Here is a 17,355-nt window from a genome sequence, read left to right as displayed (position 1 = left end):
ACATTTTAAGATGCAGGAGCGTAAATTGCACCTGTCGAAGTTAGGTTCTCCAACTGAACAGGAGGCACACATCTTTTTTTTGGCAATCAAAAAACACCGCAAAATATGCGGTGTTTTGCCTATCCGATAATCACTCTTTCTTTCGGATAGTGATAATTCGCTTCAATTTCCTTTCTTCCGATCAGATACAGGAAGGTCAGGATGCCGATTCGCCCGATAAACATGACAATCATAATGACGCATTTTCCAACACTGCTCAAATCTGCCGTAATTCCAAGCGACAGGCCGGTTGTACCGAATGCCGAGCACACTTCAAACAAAAGCTCCAGCAGGGAATGCTTTTCTGTAATGGTCAGAATGAGTGTCGCGCCAAAAACGAGCAGGATCGCCATCATCGTGACAACAAGCGACTTCATCAAGTCAGCAGGGTGAAGCTCCCGTTTGAATACCTTTACGGCCTTATTGCCGCGGGCAAAATGAAACAGCGCAAGAAGGTTCAAAGCAAAAGTCGTTGTCCGTATGCCTCCCCCGACTGAGCTTGGCGACGCTCCAATAAACATCAGCGCACAAATAAAAAAGAGTGTGGAATCTGATAATTGGCTGATATCGATTGTTGCCAGTCCCCCGCTTCGGGTTGCCGTTGATTGAAACAGGGACAAAAACAAAATATCATGCCATGATTTTCCTGCGAACGCATGGTTTGCTTCCAGGGCAAAGATGCCAATGGCTCCAAACAAGACAAGTGAGCCGAACGTAATCGTCGTGATCTTTGTAAAAAGCGTAAATGGATAACGCCGATGCTTTGAAAACAGGAAATCCTTTACTTCAACAAGCACGGGAAATCCAATCGCTCCAAATATAATTAAAAGCATTGTAATAAACTGCACAAAGTAATCGTGGCGAAATGGAATCATCGAATTACCGGTAATATCAAATCCGCCGTTTGTCGTTGCACTGATACTGGCAAAAAATCCGTGTAAATAGGCTTCCTGATAGGAGTCATAGTAGGTTAAGAAATATGTGCCGAGTATCAGCCCGCCAAAAAATTCAATCCACAAGATCAGAAACAGTACCTGCTTCATCAGATTGACAATTCCTGAAAACTGGGATTGGTTTTGATCAACCATAATCAGCTTCCGTTCTTTCAGCCCGATTCGTTTTCCCATGATCAGCCAAATGAACGTTCCGAGCGTCATAATTCCGATTCCGCCAAATTGCAGAACAAATGCTAATATAAAAATCCCTATTGTGCTGAATGTATCAGCTGTATCAACAACTGTCAGTCCCGTTACACTGACTGAACTGACAGCTGTAAAAAGCGCATCAATAAACGTCCAATCCGCCCCCGGTTTATGGGCCGCCGGCAAACTCAGCAATATAACGGCCACAGTAACTGCAAGAAAATAATATAATGCGATCAGCTGGGCCGGTGACAAGGCCTGTATCAATTTTCCAAACTTTAATCTCATGTAAAATCCTTCTGCCTCTCTTTTTAAGTACGGTAATTATTCTAAAGATATTAGGTCCATTTTTAAAGGCTTTTACGAAACATTTTCTTAACTTGCTTATTTTTTTATGATTTTAGTCAATGGATAAAATAAAAAACCTCTGAGAATTCTCTCAGAGGAACAATGTGTTTGTATTATTTAGCTTCCAGCCGTCTGATTCGCTCATCTAAATCAGGGTGAGTAGAGAAAAGTGAAGAGCGCTTCTTGCCATTAATCTTTAACGTTTGGACAGCTGTCTGATCGTCTTCCATAATCCGGGAAGAATAGCTTTTAAGCGTCCGCAGCGCATGAATCATCTTGTCCTTGCCGGCAAGATCCGCTCCTCCTCTGTCAGCATGGAATTCACGATGGCGTGAATACGCAAACACAACCAGGCTGCCAAGTATCGAAAAGACAATCTGAAAAATAATCATTGCAATAAAATGAACGATCGGCGCTAGATCTTCTTTGACAAAACGGCTTGCTATCCAAGCAGCGATACGCGATAAAAAGACGACAAAGGTATTAACGATACCTTGTAAAAGCGTCATTGTTACCATATCACCATTTGTGATATGCGCGACCTCGTGGGCAAGCACACCTTCAACCGCTGCGTCATCCATCTGCTCCAGCAGCCCTGACGATACTGCGACAAGTGAACGGCGTTTTGACGGTCCAGTCGCAAACGCGTTTACTTCAGGTGAACGGTAAATCCCGACTTCCGGCATTTTCGTTAAACCGGCAGAGCGGCTTAATCTGTGAACACGTTCAACCAATTGCTGTTCCTCATAGCTGAGCGAGTGTTTTTTCGGATTCAGCACTCTGACACCCATCATCGTCTTTGCCATCCATCTGGACATCGCAAGAGACGTAAAGGAACCGACAAATCCAACGACTAAACTGAACACAAGAAGCGCCATTGGATCGATACCGCCATCAGCTGTAAAGTACGTCCCGACTCCTGTAACAGAGCTTAAAACAGACAAAACGATCCCGATTGTTGTAAGCACCAAAATATTCGTTAGAATAAACAGAAAAATTCTTTTCGCCATAACAACCTCCGTTATTTTAAGTTCAAAAGAACCCGTATATTTAAATTATAAAACATCCATTTGAAAATGCAAGGAATTCGACGTATGATGTTAATGTAATTTGCTGACGCTTGAATTTTGAACTTATACATAGACCTATATCCGCGTCAAATTGTTTAAAGAGGTGAACAATGAACATTTTTAAACTCTCTCGAACCGATATGGTGCGGCTGCTCTATTCCCTAAAAGGACAAGGAGAACATAGCCCGCTCGACATTCTCGTCCAATCAGCGAACATGTCAGCAGAAAAAGCAGCCAATCATCTAGAAATTCCTGAATTTCTTACAAGATATGAACGAAAAAAACAGAAAAAAGAATACGGACTGTCTACAAATGAAATCGTAGAGCTTGGCAACTTATGCGAGCTGACTTCGTTAAAGTCAACCGCAATTCAAAACTGGGTAAAGCGTGATATCAAAGATCTGATCGGACACCCTGAGCTGGGCAAAAAATACTCAGTTGAACAGGCAGTTATTCTTTTAATTGTACGTGATTTAAAATCCATTTATGACTTTGAACACATACGGGCTATTTTAAAAGTGGCCTTTAACACAATCTCAGACAGATCTGATGATGTCATCAGCCCGATTGCTTATTATGAAAGCTGCGCATATGTGCTTGATGCCATCCATCACCAAGATACTCCTTCTATGAAAGAATCAAATCTGCAGGAGATCGCCGAACAGGAGACAGAGCGTCTCCGTCACCGTTTTGAAGAACTGAATGACAGCCAATGGCTTAAAATCAGACAAATTATCGCCATTACAGTCCTCTCCATTTTGACGTTCCATATTCAGGCAACCGCACATAAAATGACAGCAGACATTCTATAGTCTGCGTCACCTCGGCTTAGAGGCCGGGGTTTTATTTTTCTCCACAACAATTGCCAGCATAAATAAACCCCGTATATTTCAAACTAAATACGCGTTAAGAATTTCTTTATCGAAAAAGGAGATGAAAAAGATGGCGAGCAGAAATAAACTCGTTGTTCCAGGGGTGGAGCAGGCACTAGACCAATTTAAACTCGAAGTGGCTCAAGAATTCGGTGTGAACCTTGGTTCTGATACAGTCGCACGCGCTAACGGCTCTGTAGGCGGAGAAATGACAAAGCGGCTGGTACAGCAAGCACAATCACAATTAAATGGCACAACTAAATAAATTCAGGTCTTTATTCGCCGGGGGCACTCGGCGAATCTTCATTTTGAGCTGAATGATTATCACTGCTGTAGCCGTTTGGATTACGTCGGTCTGAAGCGTTATCCCTTCTGGACGAAGAACGGTTCTTGCCTTGTTCACCATTGTTCCAGTCCCTGTGATATTGGCTTTGACCCTTGTCAGCGCCGTTATTTTCATTTCCTTTATCTTGAGGATCTTGTATTGGGGTTTGCTCATGGTCCCCATCTTTTTCGGTATTTGTATTTTCATCTGATTCCTTTATTTTTTTATCTTGGTCACTATCATCAATCTGGTCATCCGCTTTCTCTTCTTTCTGGTCTCCGGAATCCGCATCATTCAGCTGTTCATTATCTCCTTGCTTGCTGTCCTGGGTGTCAGTTTGATCGGTGTTTTCATCCTCATTTTCATCACTCTTTTGATCCTCTTCCCCGGATGGTTTGCTGGAGTCATCTTTTAAATCTTTATTGTCATTCTTTTCATTTGATTTGATGTAGCTGCCTGTTGAGACGCCTTCTTTCTTCGCTTTTTCCCTCGTTTGCATATCTGACTCGAGAGATTCCATGCGGTATGTCGTTTTATATTTTTCAGTCACATCATTCAGCTGTTTTTTCACAGCCTTTTTATATGTATTGTCTTCTGTGTTTTCATAAACAGTGGAAATCAATATTTCTTTCGATTTCTTTACATACCCGTGTTCACTGCAGTCGGTTATAATATCGTCAATCACCTTTTTAAAATCAGTCTTCTCCCAATCATCTATATCATTCACGACTTTCTGTCCCTCATCGTTTAGAGGCGTCAGTTCAATCACTTCATAATCGCTGTTTAACGCCATTTCGACGCTTGGATTGATATCAATTGTCATATACGCATAGGCCTTATTATTAGAAAAAACGGGAAGAACTATAAAAATAAAGAGCATAATAGCAGTCATCGTAAAAATCCCCATTTTGAAAGGGCGCAGTTTAAAAAAATCAAAAAAGCTGGCCCTTCTGCCCATGCGTGTTTCACTCGGAAGCATGATTTCTTCTCCGATTTCATAGCTGTGTCGATCATTTTTGGCTTTTAAAAATTGTCCGTCAGGGGTCAGCAACGTGACGAATTTTTTATTTTTCTCTACTATAATCCCTCTTCTCATGAGTGCAGCACCCCTTTAAGATAATCTTTTAAATAAATATAATCACCCGTAATGATAATACACATCGCAATAATATATTTTCTGTTTCTCTCAATCGTTTTTCGGCTCACAGAGACAAGCTGTTCAAGCTGTTTGACTGGAAGCTGCTTCTTTGTATACAGGATAGCGGCCAATTCTTCATGTTCAACAAGCGTCATTGCCACCTTTATGGCGTTTTGCCTTGCATCCGTGTGCTTTGGAGAATTTTCAAGCAGTTCTTTAAACGATAAACCATAATCCTTGAGCTGCTTTTGAAAATAGAGGATTTCCTCCCGCCTCTGCTCCTGTTCAATCTGACGACGGTATTCATCAATGGAAAGCTCGGCTTCAATCAGGCTTTGTGATGACTCCTGATCGTCTCCTTCCTGTAAATCGATATTTATATTTTGTGCGCTTCTGGCTTCTTTTCTAATGTAATCAATGACTTTTCTTTTTATAATAAGCTCAGCAAATGCGAGCAGAGAATTTCCTTTTTCAGGTGAATATTTTTCTATAGCTTCATTAAACGCGATCAGTCCAATACTGAACTCATCGTCTTTTTCATCTATATATCGTTTACAAACGGATGAAACCGTCTTTGCGATAAATGGCTTATATTGCTGTATTAATTCATTTTGCAGATCTTTATTGCCTTTTTGTATACTCTCAACAGCTTTTTCAAGTGTTTGCTTCTTTTTTCCCAATTTAAACAAAAGGCTAAGCACTGGTTTCACCTCAGTTCCTCCCTATAACTACTCATTAATGATAGCTAATTTGATAGGGATTCGCAAAGGAGAAAAAGAAATATTGATTTCCAATGTCTCAATTATGACAAACCATTCTGACGTCCTATACATGATTTCGTGCCTTTCTAAAGAATTAAGGGGGTTTTATGCGTGTTTTTTGTAACAAAGATGTTATAAAAATGTTATTTTATTTCGCTTATGAAAACGCTTCAAACACAAAAAGACTCTGCTTTTAAGCAGAGTCTTTCAGATTACGCCCGTTCACGGGTGCTGTTTTTTTGTTCGTTTTGTGCGCCCTCCGGCTGTTTTTTCCCACCTGACATAAACCAGCCGCAAACCGCGATTGCTGCTAAGACACCCCAGAATATCAGCTTCCATGTTCCAGAATGAATAAAGTGCTCAGAAACAACCGCTATGTCGCGATGGGCAAGCGTATATAAAGCAAGCTTCACTCCGACCCAGCCGACAATCACAAAGGCTGCTGTTTCTAGGCTTGGACGTTCCTTTAATAACTTCACAAACATGGAAGCCGCAAACCGCATGATCACCAGTCCGATGATACCGCCGGCCAAAATGACGAGAAATTGTCCTCCGTCAAGTCCGCCGATCTTCGGGAGTGATGTCCCAGGAAGTGTAACCGCCAGCGCTACTGCTGCTAAGATGGAATCAACAGCAAACGCGATATCTGCCAGTTCAACTTTTAAAACAGTCGGCCAAAAACCGCTTTGCTTCGTCTCTTTATGTGTGTCTTCTTTCTTAAATACATATCTTTTCAATAAGTGGCTTGCTGAGATATACAGCAAATAAATCGCGCCAATCGCTTGAACCTGCCATACGTTGACCAAAAATGAAATGGCGAATAAAGAGCCAAATCGCAGAACAAAAGCCCCTGCCAATCCATAAAATAACGCTTTTTTTCTTTTTTCCTCCGGCAAATGTTTTACCATTACCGCCATAACCAGCGCGTTATCGGCGGCTAAAATCCCTTCCAGCCCGATCAAGACGAGAAGAACCCAACCATACTCTAATAATAATGCTGCATCCATAAATGATACCCTCCCAAAAAAGTTGTTTTCTTTCTCTTCATCCGATCTTATGCCGGCCGGACCATGCAAAAAAGACCTTTGCCGACATAAGGCAAAGGTCTTGCTAGACATGAATTCAGGCATGCCAACAAAGCCGATGGATACAATCCATGAAATGACGACTTTGTTTCCGGAAGACATTCCGGACGCTACTCCCCTTTGGGATTTCAAGAAATATGATTTTATACGTCAATGATATGCGCAGCGCAATGATTTGTCAACGCTTATTTTTTAAAAATACAGATAATTGTTCGGAATGCGTGCGTTTCTTCCTCTTTTTCATCAGTAAGTAGAGCAGGAACAGCGCCAAAATCGCTATCCCGATCGGAAGCATATATTGATCAAGAATAGAGCCGACTTCCTTCCAATTTTCACCGAGCTTCACACCGAGATAAACATATACAAATGTAATCGGAAGCATAGCAATGAATGTATAAAGCGAAAACACCCAAACATTCATTTTTGCAATTCCGCACGGTATGGAAATCAATGTCCTGATGCCAGGCAAGAAACGGCCGCTGAAGGCGACAAAGCCCCCATGTTTTTTGAAAAAATTATCTGACTTATCAAGCGCTTCAGGTTTAATAAAGAGATACTTCCCAAAACGTTCAAGAAACGGCCTTCCTCCGTACCGGCCTATCCAATACAGCGTAAGCGGACCGGCCACTCCTCCAAGCGATCCTGCCAAAACAACGCCAGCAAGTGTCATATCGCCTTTAGATACCCAATAGCCCGCAAGCGGCAAGACGACTTCGGCCGGAATAAACTCAATGCTGAGCGCTAGAAATATTCCAAAATAAGATAAGCTTTTAAATGCTTCAATCCATGACATAACCAGCTCTTCGATAGCCACCAACTCCCTTGTTTCATGTTTATGTATCATACATTTTTCTCTTTTCGGAAAACATCAAGATGATTTTAACACATTTTTCACGGTCAGTTGAACTAAAAATAGATCTCCCTCGTATTTCTATCGTTTTGAAGGCTGAAACTCTGCGGTTAAGCAGCCGATAATAAAGAGAGTCAACAAGACTGGAACACACGATACGGGGGGAATCTCCATTTGGAAATACACGTTACATATAATACGACTCTCATATGTTTATCTATTCTAATTGCCTGTACCGCCTCGTATATTTCCCTTGAACTTTCAAGGAAAGTCACCATCAATACAGGATTAAAAAGTAAAATTTGGCTGATCGGCGGCTCACTTATTATGGGATTCGGTATTTGGTCAATGCATTTTGTAGGGATGATGGCCGTCCATATGGAAATGCCGATGGAATATGAATTCATGCCTTTAATGGCAGCCATTGGCGCATCTGTTTCGGGATCATTTGTGTCATTATATTTTGTCAGCCGGCACATTCTTACATATTACAGACTGCTTACCGGATCAGTTGTGCTTGGCGCATCTATTGCTTCTATGCACTATATCGGAATGTCTGCCATTTCCCGGGTAATGATTATTTACGAACCTATTTTATTTACAGTTTCAATTATCATTGCGATTGCAGCCTCTTTCGTCTCGTTAAAAATATTCTTTGACTTGGCCGTAAAAAAACATTCTGAGCATCTTATATTCTATAAAGTCGTCAGTTCAATTGTAATGGGCATTGGGATTTCGGGCATGCACTACACAGGGATGCTTGCGGCAACTTTCCATAAGGACATGGCTCCGCCCGGAAGCCATATGGAGGTGCAAACGTTTCATTGGTCAATTTTTGTTACTTTAATTATTTTTTGTATCCAAACGTTATTGTTATTCAGTTCCCATGCAGATCGAAAGTTTATTAAACAGAGCGAACGCATAAAGGATAACGAACAGCGATTTCAGTCTTTAATCGTCCACAATATTGATGCAATCTTTATTTTATCATTAGAAGGAAACATAATATCTTCCAATCACGCTGGTGAGGAAATGATCAGCAAATTTGGCTTCAGCATGCATGACTGGAGGAATTACACATCACTGAAGATTAAGCGCCTTTTTGAGCAAGTTAAAAAAGATAAACAAGCGATGAACAGTGATGGCGAACTTATCACTGAAAAAGGCCAGTTTCACTTAAATATTACTCTCATACCTGTTGAGGTCAATCAAGAACTGGACAGCATTTATGTCATTTGCAAAGACATGACGAAGCAGTACAAAGCAGAAAAAGAAATCCATAGAATGGCTCATTATGATTCGCTTACAGACTTACCTAACAGAAGACATGCCATCTCTCATCTAACAAAGGTACTGAATCGCGAGCATACCTTGCATTATAACACCGTTGTTTTCTTTCTCGACTTAAACCGGTTTAAAGTGATTAACGATGCATTAGGGCATAATGTCGGGGATCAACTGCTTCAGTTTGCGGCTAAACGTTTGTCATCTGTAGTCCCTGATAACGGATTTATCGCCCGTCTTGGCGGTGATGAATTTATTATTATATTAACAGACGCCAATACAGGAACAGGCGAAGCAGATGTTTTAGCAAGAAAAATTATCCAAATATTCAAAAAACCTTTCAAAATTCAAGATCACACCCTTGTCACATCTGTCAGTATCGGGATTGCGATATCTCCAAAAGACGGGACGGATGGCCTTGAATTGATGAAAAAGGCTGATATGGCGATGTATGCGGCTAAAGAACGAAACAAAAGCAAATACAGATACTATTCTTTTTCAATCGGCAACAAAGAAACCGTCAAGCTTAACCAAGAGATGGTACTCAGAGAAGCAATCGAAAACGATAGATTTGTCTTGCATTATCAGCCGCAATTCAGTGTAAAAAAACAAAAAATGACAGGAGCAGAAGCACTGATACGCCTTGTGACACCAGACGGGCAACTGCGTCCGCCCGGAGAATTCATCGGTGTCGCAGAAGAAACGGGACTTATTATTGATATCGGAAAGTGGATTATAGATGAAGCATGCAAGCAGGCAAGGATTTGGCACGACAAAGGCTATGATCTTTCTGTCGCCATTAATATTTCCGCCAGACAGTTCCAATCCGAAGATCTGATTCCCCTCATCAAGGATACGCTTAATAAATACCAGCTTCCTCCGCAGCTTCTTGAAGTGGAGGTGACGGAAAGCATGACAATGGACAATCTCGATCACTCCAAAAAGGTTTTGTCATCCCTAACAGAATTAGGAATCAGAATCAGTATTGACGATTTCGGTACTGGTCACAGCTCTCTTAGCTATTTGAAGGACTTCCCGATTCACAGGCTGAAGATTGACAAATCATTTATTGACGATATTCAGACCCATCCTAAATCAGAGCAAATTACCGGAGCTATTATTGCCATGGGGCATCAGCTGTCTTTGCAGGTGATTGCCGAAGGTGTGGAAAATGCAGCTCAAAAGCAGCTTCTTTTTGAAAAAGGCTGCGACCATTTGCAGGGCTTCTTTTTCAGCAGGCCAATACCTCCGGAACAATTCGAACAATTCATTATTGAACAGCCGTCGCAATAACAGCGCCGGCTTTTTTTCACCCATAAGTTACTACACATGAATCGTACTCCTTCTCTTCACACTAAAGAAAAAAAGGGGTTTATCGATATGCATACAATGTGGAAGGGATCGATCAGCTTCGGATTAGTAAACATCCCCATCAAGCTATATGCGGCCACAGAAGATAAAGATATTAAACTGCGCAGCCTCCATAAAGAGGATCACGCACCAATCAAATACGAGAAAGTTTGCACAAATTGCGAAAAAACTCTTAGTCCTGATGAAATTGTGAAGGGATATGAATATGTAAAAGGAAAATATGTAGTGCTGACAGACGAAGATTTAAAAAGCTTAAAACAGGAGCATGAGGAGAAAGCAGTTGAGATTGTTGACTTTGTTCAGCTTCAGGAAATTGATCCGATTTATTTTAACCGCTCCTACTTTGTCGGCCCCGGGGATAATGGGACGAAGGCCTATACCCTGCTGCGTGAGGCGCTGCGCTCAACCGGAAAGATCGGTATCGCCAATATGACAATCAGGTCAAAGCAGCAGCTGGCGATTCTCCGCGTTTATGAAAATTGTATCGTCATGGAGTCTATCCATTATCCCGATGAGGTCAGAAGCGCCGCTCAAGTCCCAGGTGTACCTGATCAATCGAATGTAAACGATAAGGAACTGCAAACTGCTATCACATTAATAGATGAACTGACTGCTAAGTTTGAGCCTGAGAAATATGAAGACACGTACCGACAGGCGCTGCTGCAAAGAGTCAACGACAAGCTAGAAAATAAAGAAACGGCTGTCACTCCTGATAAAGCGCCACCTCGTGAAGATGTCATTGACCTGGTAAGCGCTCTGCAAGCCAGCATCGACAGAACCAGAAGGCCGAACCGGGAGACACCGGCTGCCGCACCTGCACAAGCCGCTGAACCGAAAGGAGCCGGAGATAAAAAACAAAAAACAACTAGAAAAAAAGCCTCCGGCACATCATAGCGCATGGCGTTTACCATGCAGCCGGTCTTAACTTCGTCACCGCCAATCGGAGCAGAATGGCGTTACGAAGTAAAATATGATGGGTACCGCTGTATTCTCCGCATCCATTCTTCAGGTGTGACCTTAACCAGCAGAAATGGTGTGGAGCTCAGCAGCACCTTCCCTGAAATCACACAATTCGCCAAAACTGCCTTTCAGCACCTAGAAAAAGAGCTTCCGCTGACACTTGACGGTGAAATCGTATGTTTGGTGAATCCCTGTCGTGCAGATTTTGAACACCTTCAAGTGCGGGGGCGTTTGAAAAGGCCAGACAAGATTCAGGAATCGGCAAACGCGCGGCCGTGCTGCTTTCTCGCCTTTGATTTGTTAGAGCGAAGCGGAGAAGATGTAACGCTTCTTTCGTATTTGGACCGCAAAAAATCGCTGCGTGAACTCATATCCGCAGCAAAGCTTCCTGCATCTCCAGATCCTTACGCAAAAGAAACCATTCAATCCATTCCCTGTTATGATCATTTTGATCAACTCTGGGAGATGGTAATAAAATATGACGGAGAAGGAATTGTAGCGAAGAAAACAAACAGCAAATGGCTTGAAAAGAAGCGGTCGTCCGATTGGCTCAAATATAAAAACTTTAAACAAGCTTATGTTTGCATAACAGGGTTCAACCCTAACAACGGGTTTCTGACGGTATCGGTGTTAAAAAACGGAATAATGACACCGATTGCCTCTGTCTCGCACGGAATGCGTGATGAGGAAAAAAGCGCTATACGCGAGATTATGGAACAGCACGGACATCAAACACCCTCAGGCGAATTTACGCTTGAACCTTCGATTTGTGCAGCTGTTCAATACTTAACAATTCTCCAAGGCACATTAAGAGAGGTATCGTTTATCGGTTTCGAATTCCAAATGGACTGGACCGAATGCACGTATGCGCAAGTCATACGACACTCCAAACCGGTTCACCCAAAGCTCCAGTTCACAAGCCTGGATAAAATCATATTTGAAAAGAATAAAAAAACAAAAGAAGATTTTATTCAGTATATGATTGAAGTCAGTGACTACCTGCTCCCATTTCTGAAAAACCGGGCTGTCACCGTCATCCGCTATCCGCATGGATCTAGGAGCGAATCATTTTTCCAAAAAAACAAGCCGGACTATGCGCCGGATTTTGTTCAGTCTTTCTATGATGGAAGCCATGAATATATTGTCTGTGAGGATATGTCTACATTGCTATGGCTTTGCAACCAGCTTGCTTTGGAGTTTCACGTTCCTTTTCAAACCATTAAAAGCAGGCGTCCGGCTGAGATTGTCATTGATTTAGACCCGCCTTCGCGAGATGACTTTCTTATGGCCGTGCAGGCCGCAAATGAACTGAAGCGGCTGTTGGATTCCTTTGGCATCACATCGTACCCGAAGCTGTCCGGCAACAAAGGCATCCAGCTTTATATTCCCTTGTCTCCCGAGGCATTTACGTATGAAGAAACACGCCAATTTACGCAGCTAATCGCAGAGTACTGCACCAATGCATTTCCCGAGCTATTTACCACTGAACGCTTGATTAAAAACAGACACGGCAAATTGTATCTTGATTATTTGCAGCATGCAGAAGGAAAAACGATTATCTGTCCCTATTCGACGAGAGGAAATGAGCTTGGGACTGTTGCAGCCCCGCTCTACTGGCATGAGGTGCAATCATCTTTAACACCCGCTCTGTTTACAATTGATACGGTCATCGATCGAATTAAGAAGCAGGGCTGCCCATTTTTTGATTTTTACCGCAACCCGCAAGACGAACCGCTTAGCGCTATATTGCATCAGTTGAAGAAAAAGAGCTGACTAATGAAGTCAGCTCTTTCCGTGTTTAACTGTACTTTTTTTCTAACCGCTCTTTTTCCTGGCGCTGAAGCGGGCTCAGCTGTTCATTATACAAATCAATATCAATCGCGTATTTCGGCCGTCTTTTCACTTCAGAAAAAATCGTTCCAATATACTCTCCGATGATTCCAATTCCCATCAATTGCAGCCCGCCCAAAAACCAAATGGATATGATAAGAGACGCCCAGCCTGCATTCGTATGGCCGAGCAGCTTTTGAATAAACGCACCAATCCCTGCCACAGCGCTGAGGAAAAACAAAACAAACCCTAAAAGCGTAAAGAATCGAATTGGTGCGACACTGAATGAAGTAATCCCGTTAAAAGCGAAGGATAGCATCTTTTTCAGCGGATATTTCGTTTTGCCGGCAAAGCGTTCCTTGCGGTCATACAAAACTTCGGCCGATTTAAAGCCGATCATGGGGACAATACCTCTTAAAAACAGATTCGCTTCCGGATAACGCTCGAGCTCTTCGAGGGACCTTTTATTCATTAAACGAAAATCAGCATGATTATAAATTAATTTAATCCCAAGCTTATTCATGAGACGATAAAACCCTAACGCGGTCGTGCGCTTGAAAAAGGTATCGGTTTTTCTGCTCCGGCGTACACCGTAAACGATCTCGCAGCCCTCATGATATTTCAGCATAAAATCCCGGATCACAGAGATGTCGTCCTGAAGATCAGCATCGATCGAAATGACGCAGTCTGACCTATTCTTCGCTTTATGCAGTCCGGCTAAAAGCGCTTTTTGGTGGCCGACATTGCAGGCTAATTTTAAGCCGGTAACCTTCTTGTTTCTTATGCTCTCCATAGCAATCAAAGCCCAAGTGCGGTCTTTGCTGCCATCATCGACAAACAGAATTTTACTGTCTTCAGCAATTAATTTTTCTTCAATTAAATCATCTACAACCTCTGTCAGCTGACGGCTTGTTTCTTGAAACACTTCCTCTTCATTGAAACACGGGACGACGATGGTTAATACTGGCTGTGACTGTTTCAATCGATATCCTCCTTATCTTGTTTCATATAAATAAATGCGCCAGGCGGAATCTTTATGGTCAAACGTCTTTACGAGCGCGAGATGGTTTTGTTCAGCATTCATGATCGGAACTGAAGAAAAAATGTACCGTCCGCCCATTTTTTTAAATACATCTGTATTTAATTGAAGGTTGTTGATCGTTTTCTTCGAGTTCTTTTTGAAATCATATCGTTTACCGAGTTCATCGACAAAAAGGTAGCAGCGGCTGCCCCATTCATCAAAGTATTGTTTCAGCCGAGAATTTTTTTCCAGCTCTTTTTCGATGATTTTCCTAAATTCATATTTATATGAGAGCGGATACAGATTGTTATACGTATCTAACGTATAAAACCCGTTATATTGGGCGATAGACGGATGCAGTCCGATGCTCGCCACCCTGTACGAATCTTGCGGACGTCCGATATATTCCTTAATCTCTTTGAATTGTTCCGATGCATAAAACTCCTTGAATGTCGGCGCGTTGTAATGAACGCCATACGTATATTCTTCATTAAAAGGCGCCAACACCATCAGCTGTGCAGCGACTGCGGCGTACACAAGCCATTTCCATCCTTTCCCCATCCGCCAAATGAGATATAAAGCAAGCGCAAAGCTCACGTATATAACAAGCGGCCGAAGAAAATGAAAACGGGCAAAATTAAATTCTGCTAAAAAAGCAAATTTCTGCTTTGGAACAGCCCAAATTTTGTTGAACCAAAACGCATACCATAATGACAACCCGTAATTAAGCACACATAAAAACAGATAAACATTTTCTGGCTTTGTCCGATTTCGTTTGAACAGCAGAGCAGCAAATACGACCATCAGGATCGGAAGGATGACAACGGTATGAACGGTCATCACATGATTATGGCCATAGACAAAGTTTTTTATGGATAGCCGAAGAGAATGCCAAACGTCATGCCTAGATGAGATAAATTCGATACGATGCATCGGTGCGTGCTCAAACAGCATCGAATAGACAAGCCGATATTCAACGAAAAGATAGATACTCGTCATAAATGCAATACTGCCTAAGAACATCAAATTCCATCTTCTTTTTGTAATGGCATCATACAGCCAAAAACACGCCATCCCTGCCAGGAAAAAGAAGAAGCCTAGAACAAAGCTTGAGTATAGAGGGAGCAAGCCCAGCGTCAGCCACTCTCTCCATGAGATATCCCCTTTTCGGATATTTAAAAAAGCCCACAGTGCCAAAGGGTACCCAAGCGTACTCAGCATTCCCGAAGGCCAGAACGGTGTTAAGGCAAATGCAAGCGATACGCCAATTCGGATGAAAGCCGCTTTTGGTTCCGGGATTATATGTTTCTTCAGCAGCACATACATTCCAAAAAAAGCGACAACTCTTGTAACCGTCTGGCTTATTGCATAGGCGGTCATGGAAGAAAAGAAAGCATGGAGCCAAACAATTCCGCTCCACTCGGTGCCAAAGGCATCCCGGGGCAGCCCGTTAATGATTTGCGGAATGGCAGCGTCAACCTTGCCGACGATTTCTCCGCTATCGGCCAGAACCTTGTACCAAGCGATGTTGGAATCTAAATTATCGTGGACCCGGATATGGGCATCTTCCTTTAAAATAAAAAGCGGGGATACATACAATAAAAGAAGAAATAATGCGATCCAGAGATAATATGTTTCTTTTTTTTGTTGTCTCATCAATCGTAACATTGCTTACACATCCATTTGTTATTCTGACTCCTTCGGCATGTTCTGCCTCATGTGTCAAAATTTATTATCCCTTTTCCCTTCCAAATCATTCATCATATGACAATCCGTTTTTCAGCCTGTCTCTACCCATTAATTCCCGCTATCCATAGGGCTTGATCACTTACTATACTGATAGAAGGGAGGGGATATATTTTGTTTACAATCTTACTTTCATTGGCCATACTCGTATTTGTGCCATTTCTATATAAAGCGAACCGCAATACAAAAGATGTGAAAGTCAACACCATTTCAATCGACCAAAAAGACGGCCTTCCAGCCAGAAAAAAATTAAATATCCTTCATTTATCTGATCTTCACTTGGAAAACATTTCAGTCTCACCTGAGGAGTTGTATCATTTAACAAAAGATCAGCCTGTGGACATCATTGCTCTTACCGGGGATTTTCTTGATCGGAAACGTAATATTCCGAAACTGGCAGGTTACTTGAACGCCTTGCAAAAGCTAAAGCCTGCATATGGAATGTACGCGGTGTTCGGTAACCACGATTATGTATTGAAAGAAGAGGACTTTCGGAGATTGAAGCGAGTTTTAGAGGAAAACGGCTGTATCACGCTGCAAAATGAACATGTTCGAATCGAGACGGCTGCAGGGCCAGTCAATATTATCGGCATTGATGATTACAGTACGAATCGGAGTAATATCACCGGCTCTTATCAAAGTCTAGAAAATGGCTATCATCTTGTCTTAACACATGACCCAAATATTATTCTGGATATGAAAGATGTTCATTATGATTACCTGCTGTCAGGGCATTTTCACGGCGGGCAAATTCACTGGCCAAAACCGTATCATTTGGTGAAAATGGGAAAGCTCGTGCGAATGAACATGATTAAAGGCCTTCATTATCATCACGATAAACCATTTTATATCAGCGAGGGCTTGGGACAAACCGGCGTAAATATCCGTGTCGGAAGCCGCCCTGAAGTAACATTTCATCAGATTTAATCAAAAAAGACTGTGCTGACCGAGGCATCAGTCTTTTTTTTGATAGGTTTTCTGCAGCTTTTCTTTTGAGATAAACAAATAGGATGAATTCGGTAAATGCCGCAAGCTCACAGGCTTTGAAGTCAAATATAAAATCGGCACATGGGACACTTTTTTAAAGCACCTGTAAAAAGGGTTCACCGGGGTGATCACATCAAAGCCGAGCCTTTCCACACCTTTGTCAAGCATTGTAATCCCAATGATTCCTTTGATTTTCTCGCTTTTTTTATGATTGTTGATATAGTCAAGAAGAAGCGGCATCGATTGATATACTTTCTGATAAATAATGATTCCCTTTCTGACCGCGCTCTCAATGCTTTGCAGTTCTCTTATCAGCTTAATATTGTGCAGATGAATTTTAACGAGCACATCATTTTTTCTAATATGCGTTCCATCGCTAAGTACGACATGATGTCCTTTATACTTCGTCAGCCTGACTCGAAAGACGCTTTTTTGATCGTTGTCAATCAAGCTTAGCCTTGAAAAAAAGAAATAAATCGGATCAACCATTCTCCAAATGGAAAGGAAACAGGTTTTCATCTTTTCA

General features: G+C 42.0%; 15 protein-coding genes. 6 read left to right on the top strand and 9 right to left on the bottom strand.

Features of this window, described 5'->3' with window-relative positions:
- Positions 1 to 119: 119 nt before the first annotated feature.
- Positions 120 to 1,469 (bottom strand): Ktr system potassium transporter KtrD, encoded by a 1,350-nt coding sequence (gene ktrD, locus MHI44_RS18865; protein WP_003244672.1) that lies wholly within the window; start codon positions 1,467 to 1,469, stop codon positions 120 to 122.
- 173 nt (positions 1,470 to 1,642) lie between these two features.
- On the bottom strand, positions 1,643 to 2,539 hold the full coding sequence (htpX, locus tag MHI44_RS18860; protein WP_029317707.1) for a protease HtpX: 897 nt from the start codon (positions 2,537 to 2,539) through the stop codon (positions 1,643 to 1,645).
- 170 nt (positions 2,540 to 2,709) lie between these two features.
- On the opposite strand from htpX, the gene htpK reads away from it, so the two are divergent.
- Positions 2,710 to 3,411: a transcriptional regulator HtpK gene (gene htpK, locus MHI44_RS18855; protein ID WP_015252224.1), complete on the top strand. Its 702-nt coding sequence runs from the start codon at positions 2,710 to 2,712 to the stop codon at positions 3,409 to 3,411.
- Positions 3,412 to 3,541: 130 nt separating this feature from the next.
- On the top strand, positions 3,542 to 3,736 hold the full coding sequence (gene sspD, locus MHI44_RS18850) for an acid-soluble spore protein SspD (RefSeq protein WP_003218568.1): 195 nt from the start codon (positions 3,542 to 3,544) through the stop codon (positions 3,734 to 3,736).
- Positions 3,737 to 3,746: 10 nt separating this feature from the next.
- On the opposite strand, the gene rsgI is transcribed toward sspD, so the two are convergent.
- The 4 genes from rsgI to MHI44_RS18830 all read right to left on the bottom strand — a co-directional run bounded on the left by rsgI (position 3,747) and on the right by MHI44_RS18830 (position 7,624).
- Complete coding sequence (rsgI, locus tag MHI44_RS18845; RefSeq protein WP_015252225.1) at positions 3,747 to 4,892, bottom strand: anti-sigma-I factor RsgI; 1,146 nt, start codon at positions 4,890 to 4,892, stop codon at positions 3,747 to 3,749.
- A complete protein-coding gene (sigI, locus tag MHI44_RS18840) occupies positions 4,889 to 5,644 on the bottom strand; it encodes an RNA polymerase sigma factor SigI (protein ID WP_003245855.1) in 756 nt (251 codons plus the stop codon). Before sigI ends, rsgI begins: the two co-directional genes overlap by 4 nt.
- Positions 5,645 to 5,907: 263 nt before the next feature.
- Positions 5,908 to 6,882, bottom strand: coding sequence for a TerC family protein (locus tag MHI44_RS18835; RefSeq protein WP_128753571.1), 975 nt, complete (start codon positions 6,880 to 6,882; stop codon positions 5,908 to 5,910).
- Between the two features lie 76 nt (positions 6,883 to 6,958).
- Positions 6,959 to 7,624 carry a DedA family protein gene (locus MHI44_RS18830; RefSeq protein ID WP_024572507.1) on the bottom strand — a complete coding sequence of 222 codons (666 nt, stop codon included), beginning with the start codon at positions 7,622 to 7,624 and terminating at the stop codon, positions 6,959 to 6,961.
- A gap of 180 nt (positions 7,625 to 7,804) precedes the next feature.
- Here MHI44_RS18830 and MHI44_RS18825 point away from each other — a divergent pair, with 180 nt between their 5' ends.
- Genes MHI44_RS18825 through MHI44_RS18815 form a run of 3 tightly spaced genes read left to right on the top strand, consistent with a single transcriptional unit; the run spans position 7,805 to position 13,018 of the window.
- Entirely contained in the window at positions 7,805 to 10,207 is a 2,403-nt protein-coding gene (locus tag MHI44_RS18825; RefSeq protein WP_029317705.1) for an EAL domain-containing protein, read from the top strand.
- 36 nt (positions 10,208 to 10,243) lie between these two features.
- Entirely contained in the window at positions 10,244 to 11,179 is a 936-nt protein-coding gene (locus tag MHI44_RS18820) for a Ku protein (protein ID WP_010886496.1), read from the top strand.
- Between the two features lie 3 nt (positions 11,180 to 11,182).
- Positions 11,183 to 13,018, top strand: coding sequence for a DNA ligase D (locus MHI44_RS18815; RefSeq protein ID WP_029317704.1), 1,836 nt, complete (start codon positions 11,183 to 11,185; stop codon positions 13,016 to 13,018).
- A 25-nt stretch (positions 13,019 to 13,043) separates the two neighbouring features.
- Here the strand turns inward: MHI44_RS18815 and MHI44_RS18810 are convergent, their stop codons facing one another.
- Both MHI44_RS18810 and MHI44_RS18805 read right to left on the bottom strand, forming a co-directional pair.
- Entirely contained in the window at positions 13,044 to 14,057 is a 1,014-nt protein-coding gene (locus tag MHI44_RS18810; protein WP_015252230.1) for a glycosyltransferase family 2 protein, read from the bottom strand.
- Between the two features lie 12 nt (positions 14,058 to 14,069).
- Entirely contained in the window at positions 14,070 to 15,764 is a 1,695-nt protein-coding gene (locus tag MHI44_RS18805; protein ID WP_046380975.1) for a DUF6044 family protein, read from the bottom strand.
- 192 nt (positions 15,765 to 15,956) lie between these two features.
- On the opposite strand from MHI44_RS18805, the gene MHI44_RS18800 reads away from it, so the two are divergent.
- The gene (locus tag MHI44_RS18800) at positions 15,957 to 16,769 is read left to right on the top strand and encodes a metallophosphoesterase (protein WP_015715771.1); all 813 of its coding nucleotides are present in this window, start codon (positions 15,957 to 15,959) and stop codon (positions 16,767 to 16,769) included.
- 27 nt (positions 16,770 to 16,796) lie between these two features.
- On the opposite strand, the gene MHI44_RS18795 is transcribed toward MHI44_RS18800, so the two are convergent.
- Complete coding sequence (locus tag MHI44_RS18795; protein WP_024572091.1) at positions 16,797 to 17,348, bottom strand: hypothetical protein; 552 nt, start codon at positions 17,346 to 17,348, stop codon at positions 16,797 to 16,799.
- Positions 17,349 to 17,355: the final 7 nt, after the last annotated feature.

The sequence above is a fragment of the Bacillus sp. FSL K6-1366 genome (genome assembly GCF_037976695.1).
In the GTDB taxonomy this organism is placed as follows: domain Bacteria; phylum Bacillota; class Bacilli; order Bacillales; family Bacillaceae; genus Bacillus; species Bacillus subtilis.
The sequence above is the reverse complement of the archived record's forward strand: the minus strand, read 5'-3'. Positions and strand labels throughout refer to the sequence as shown.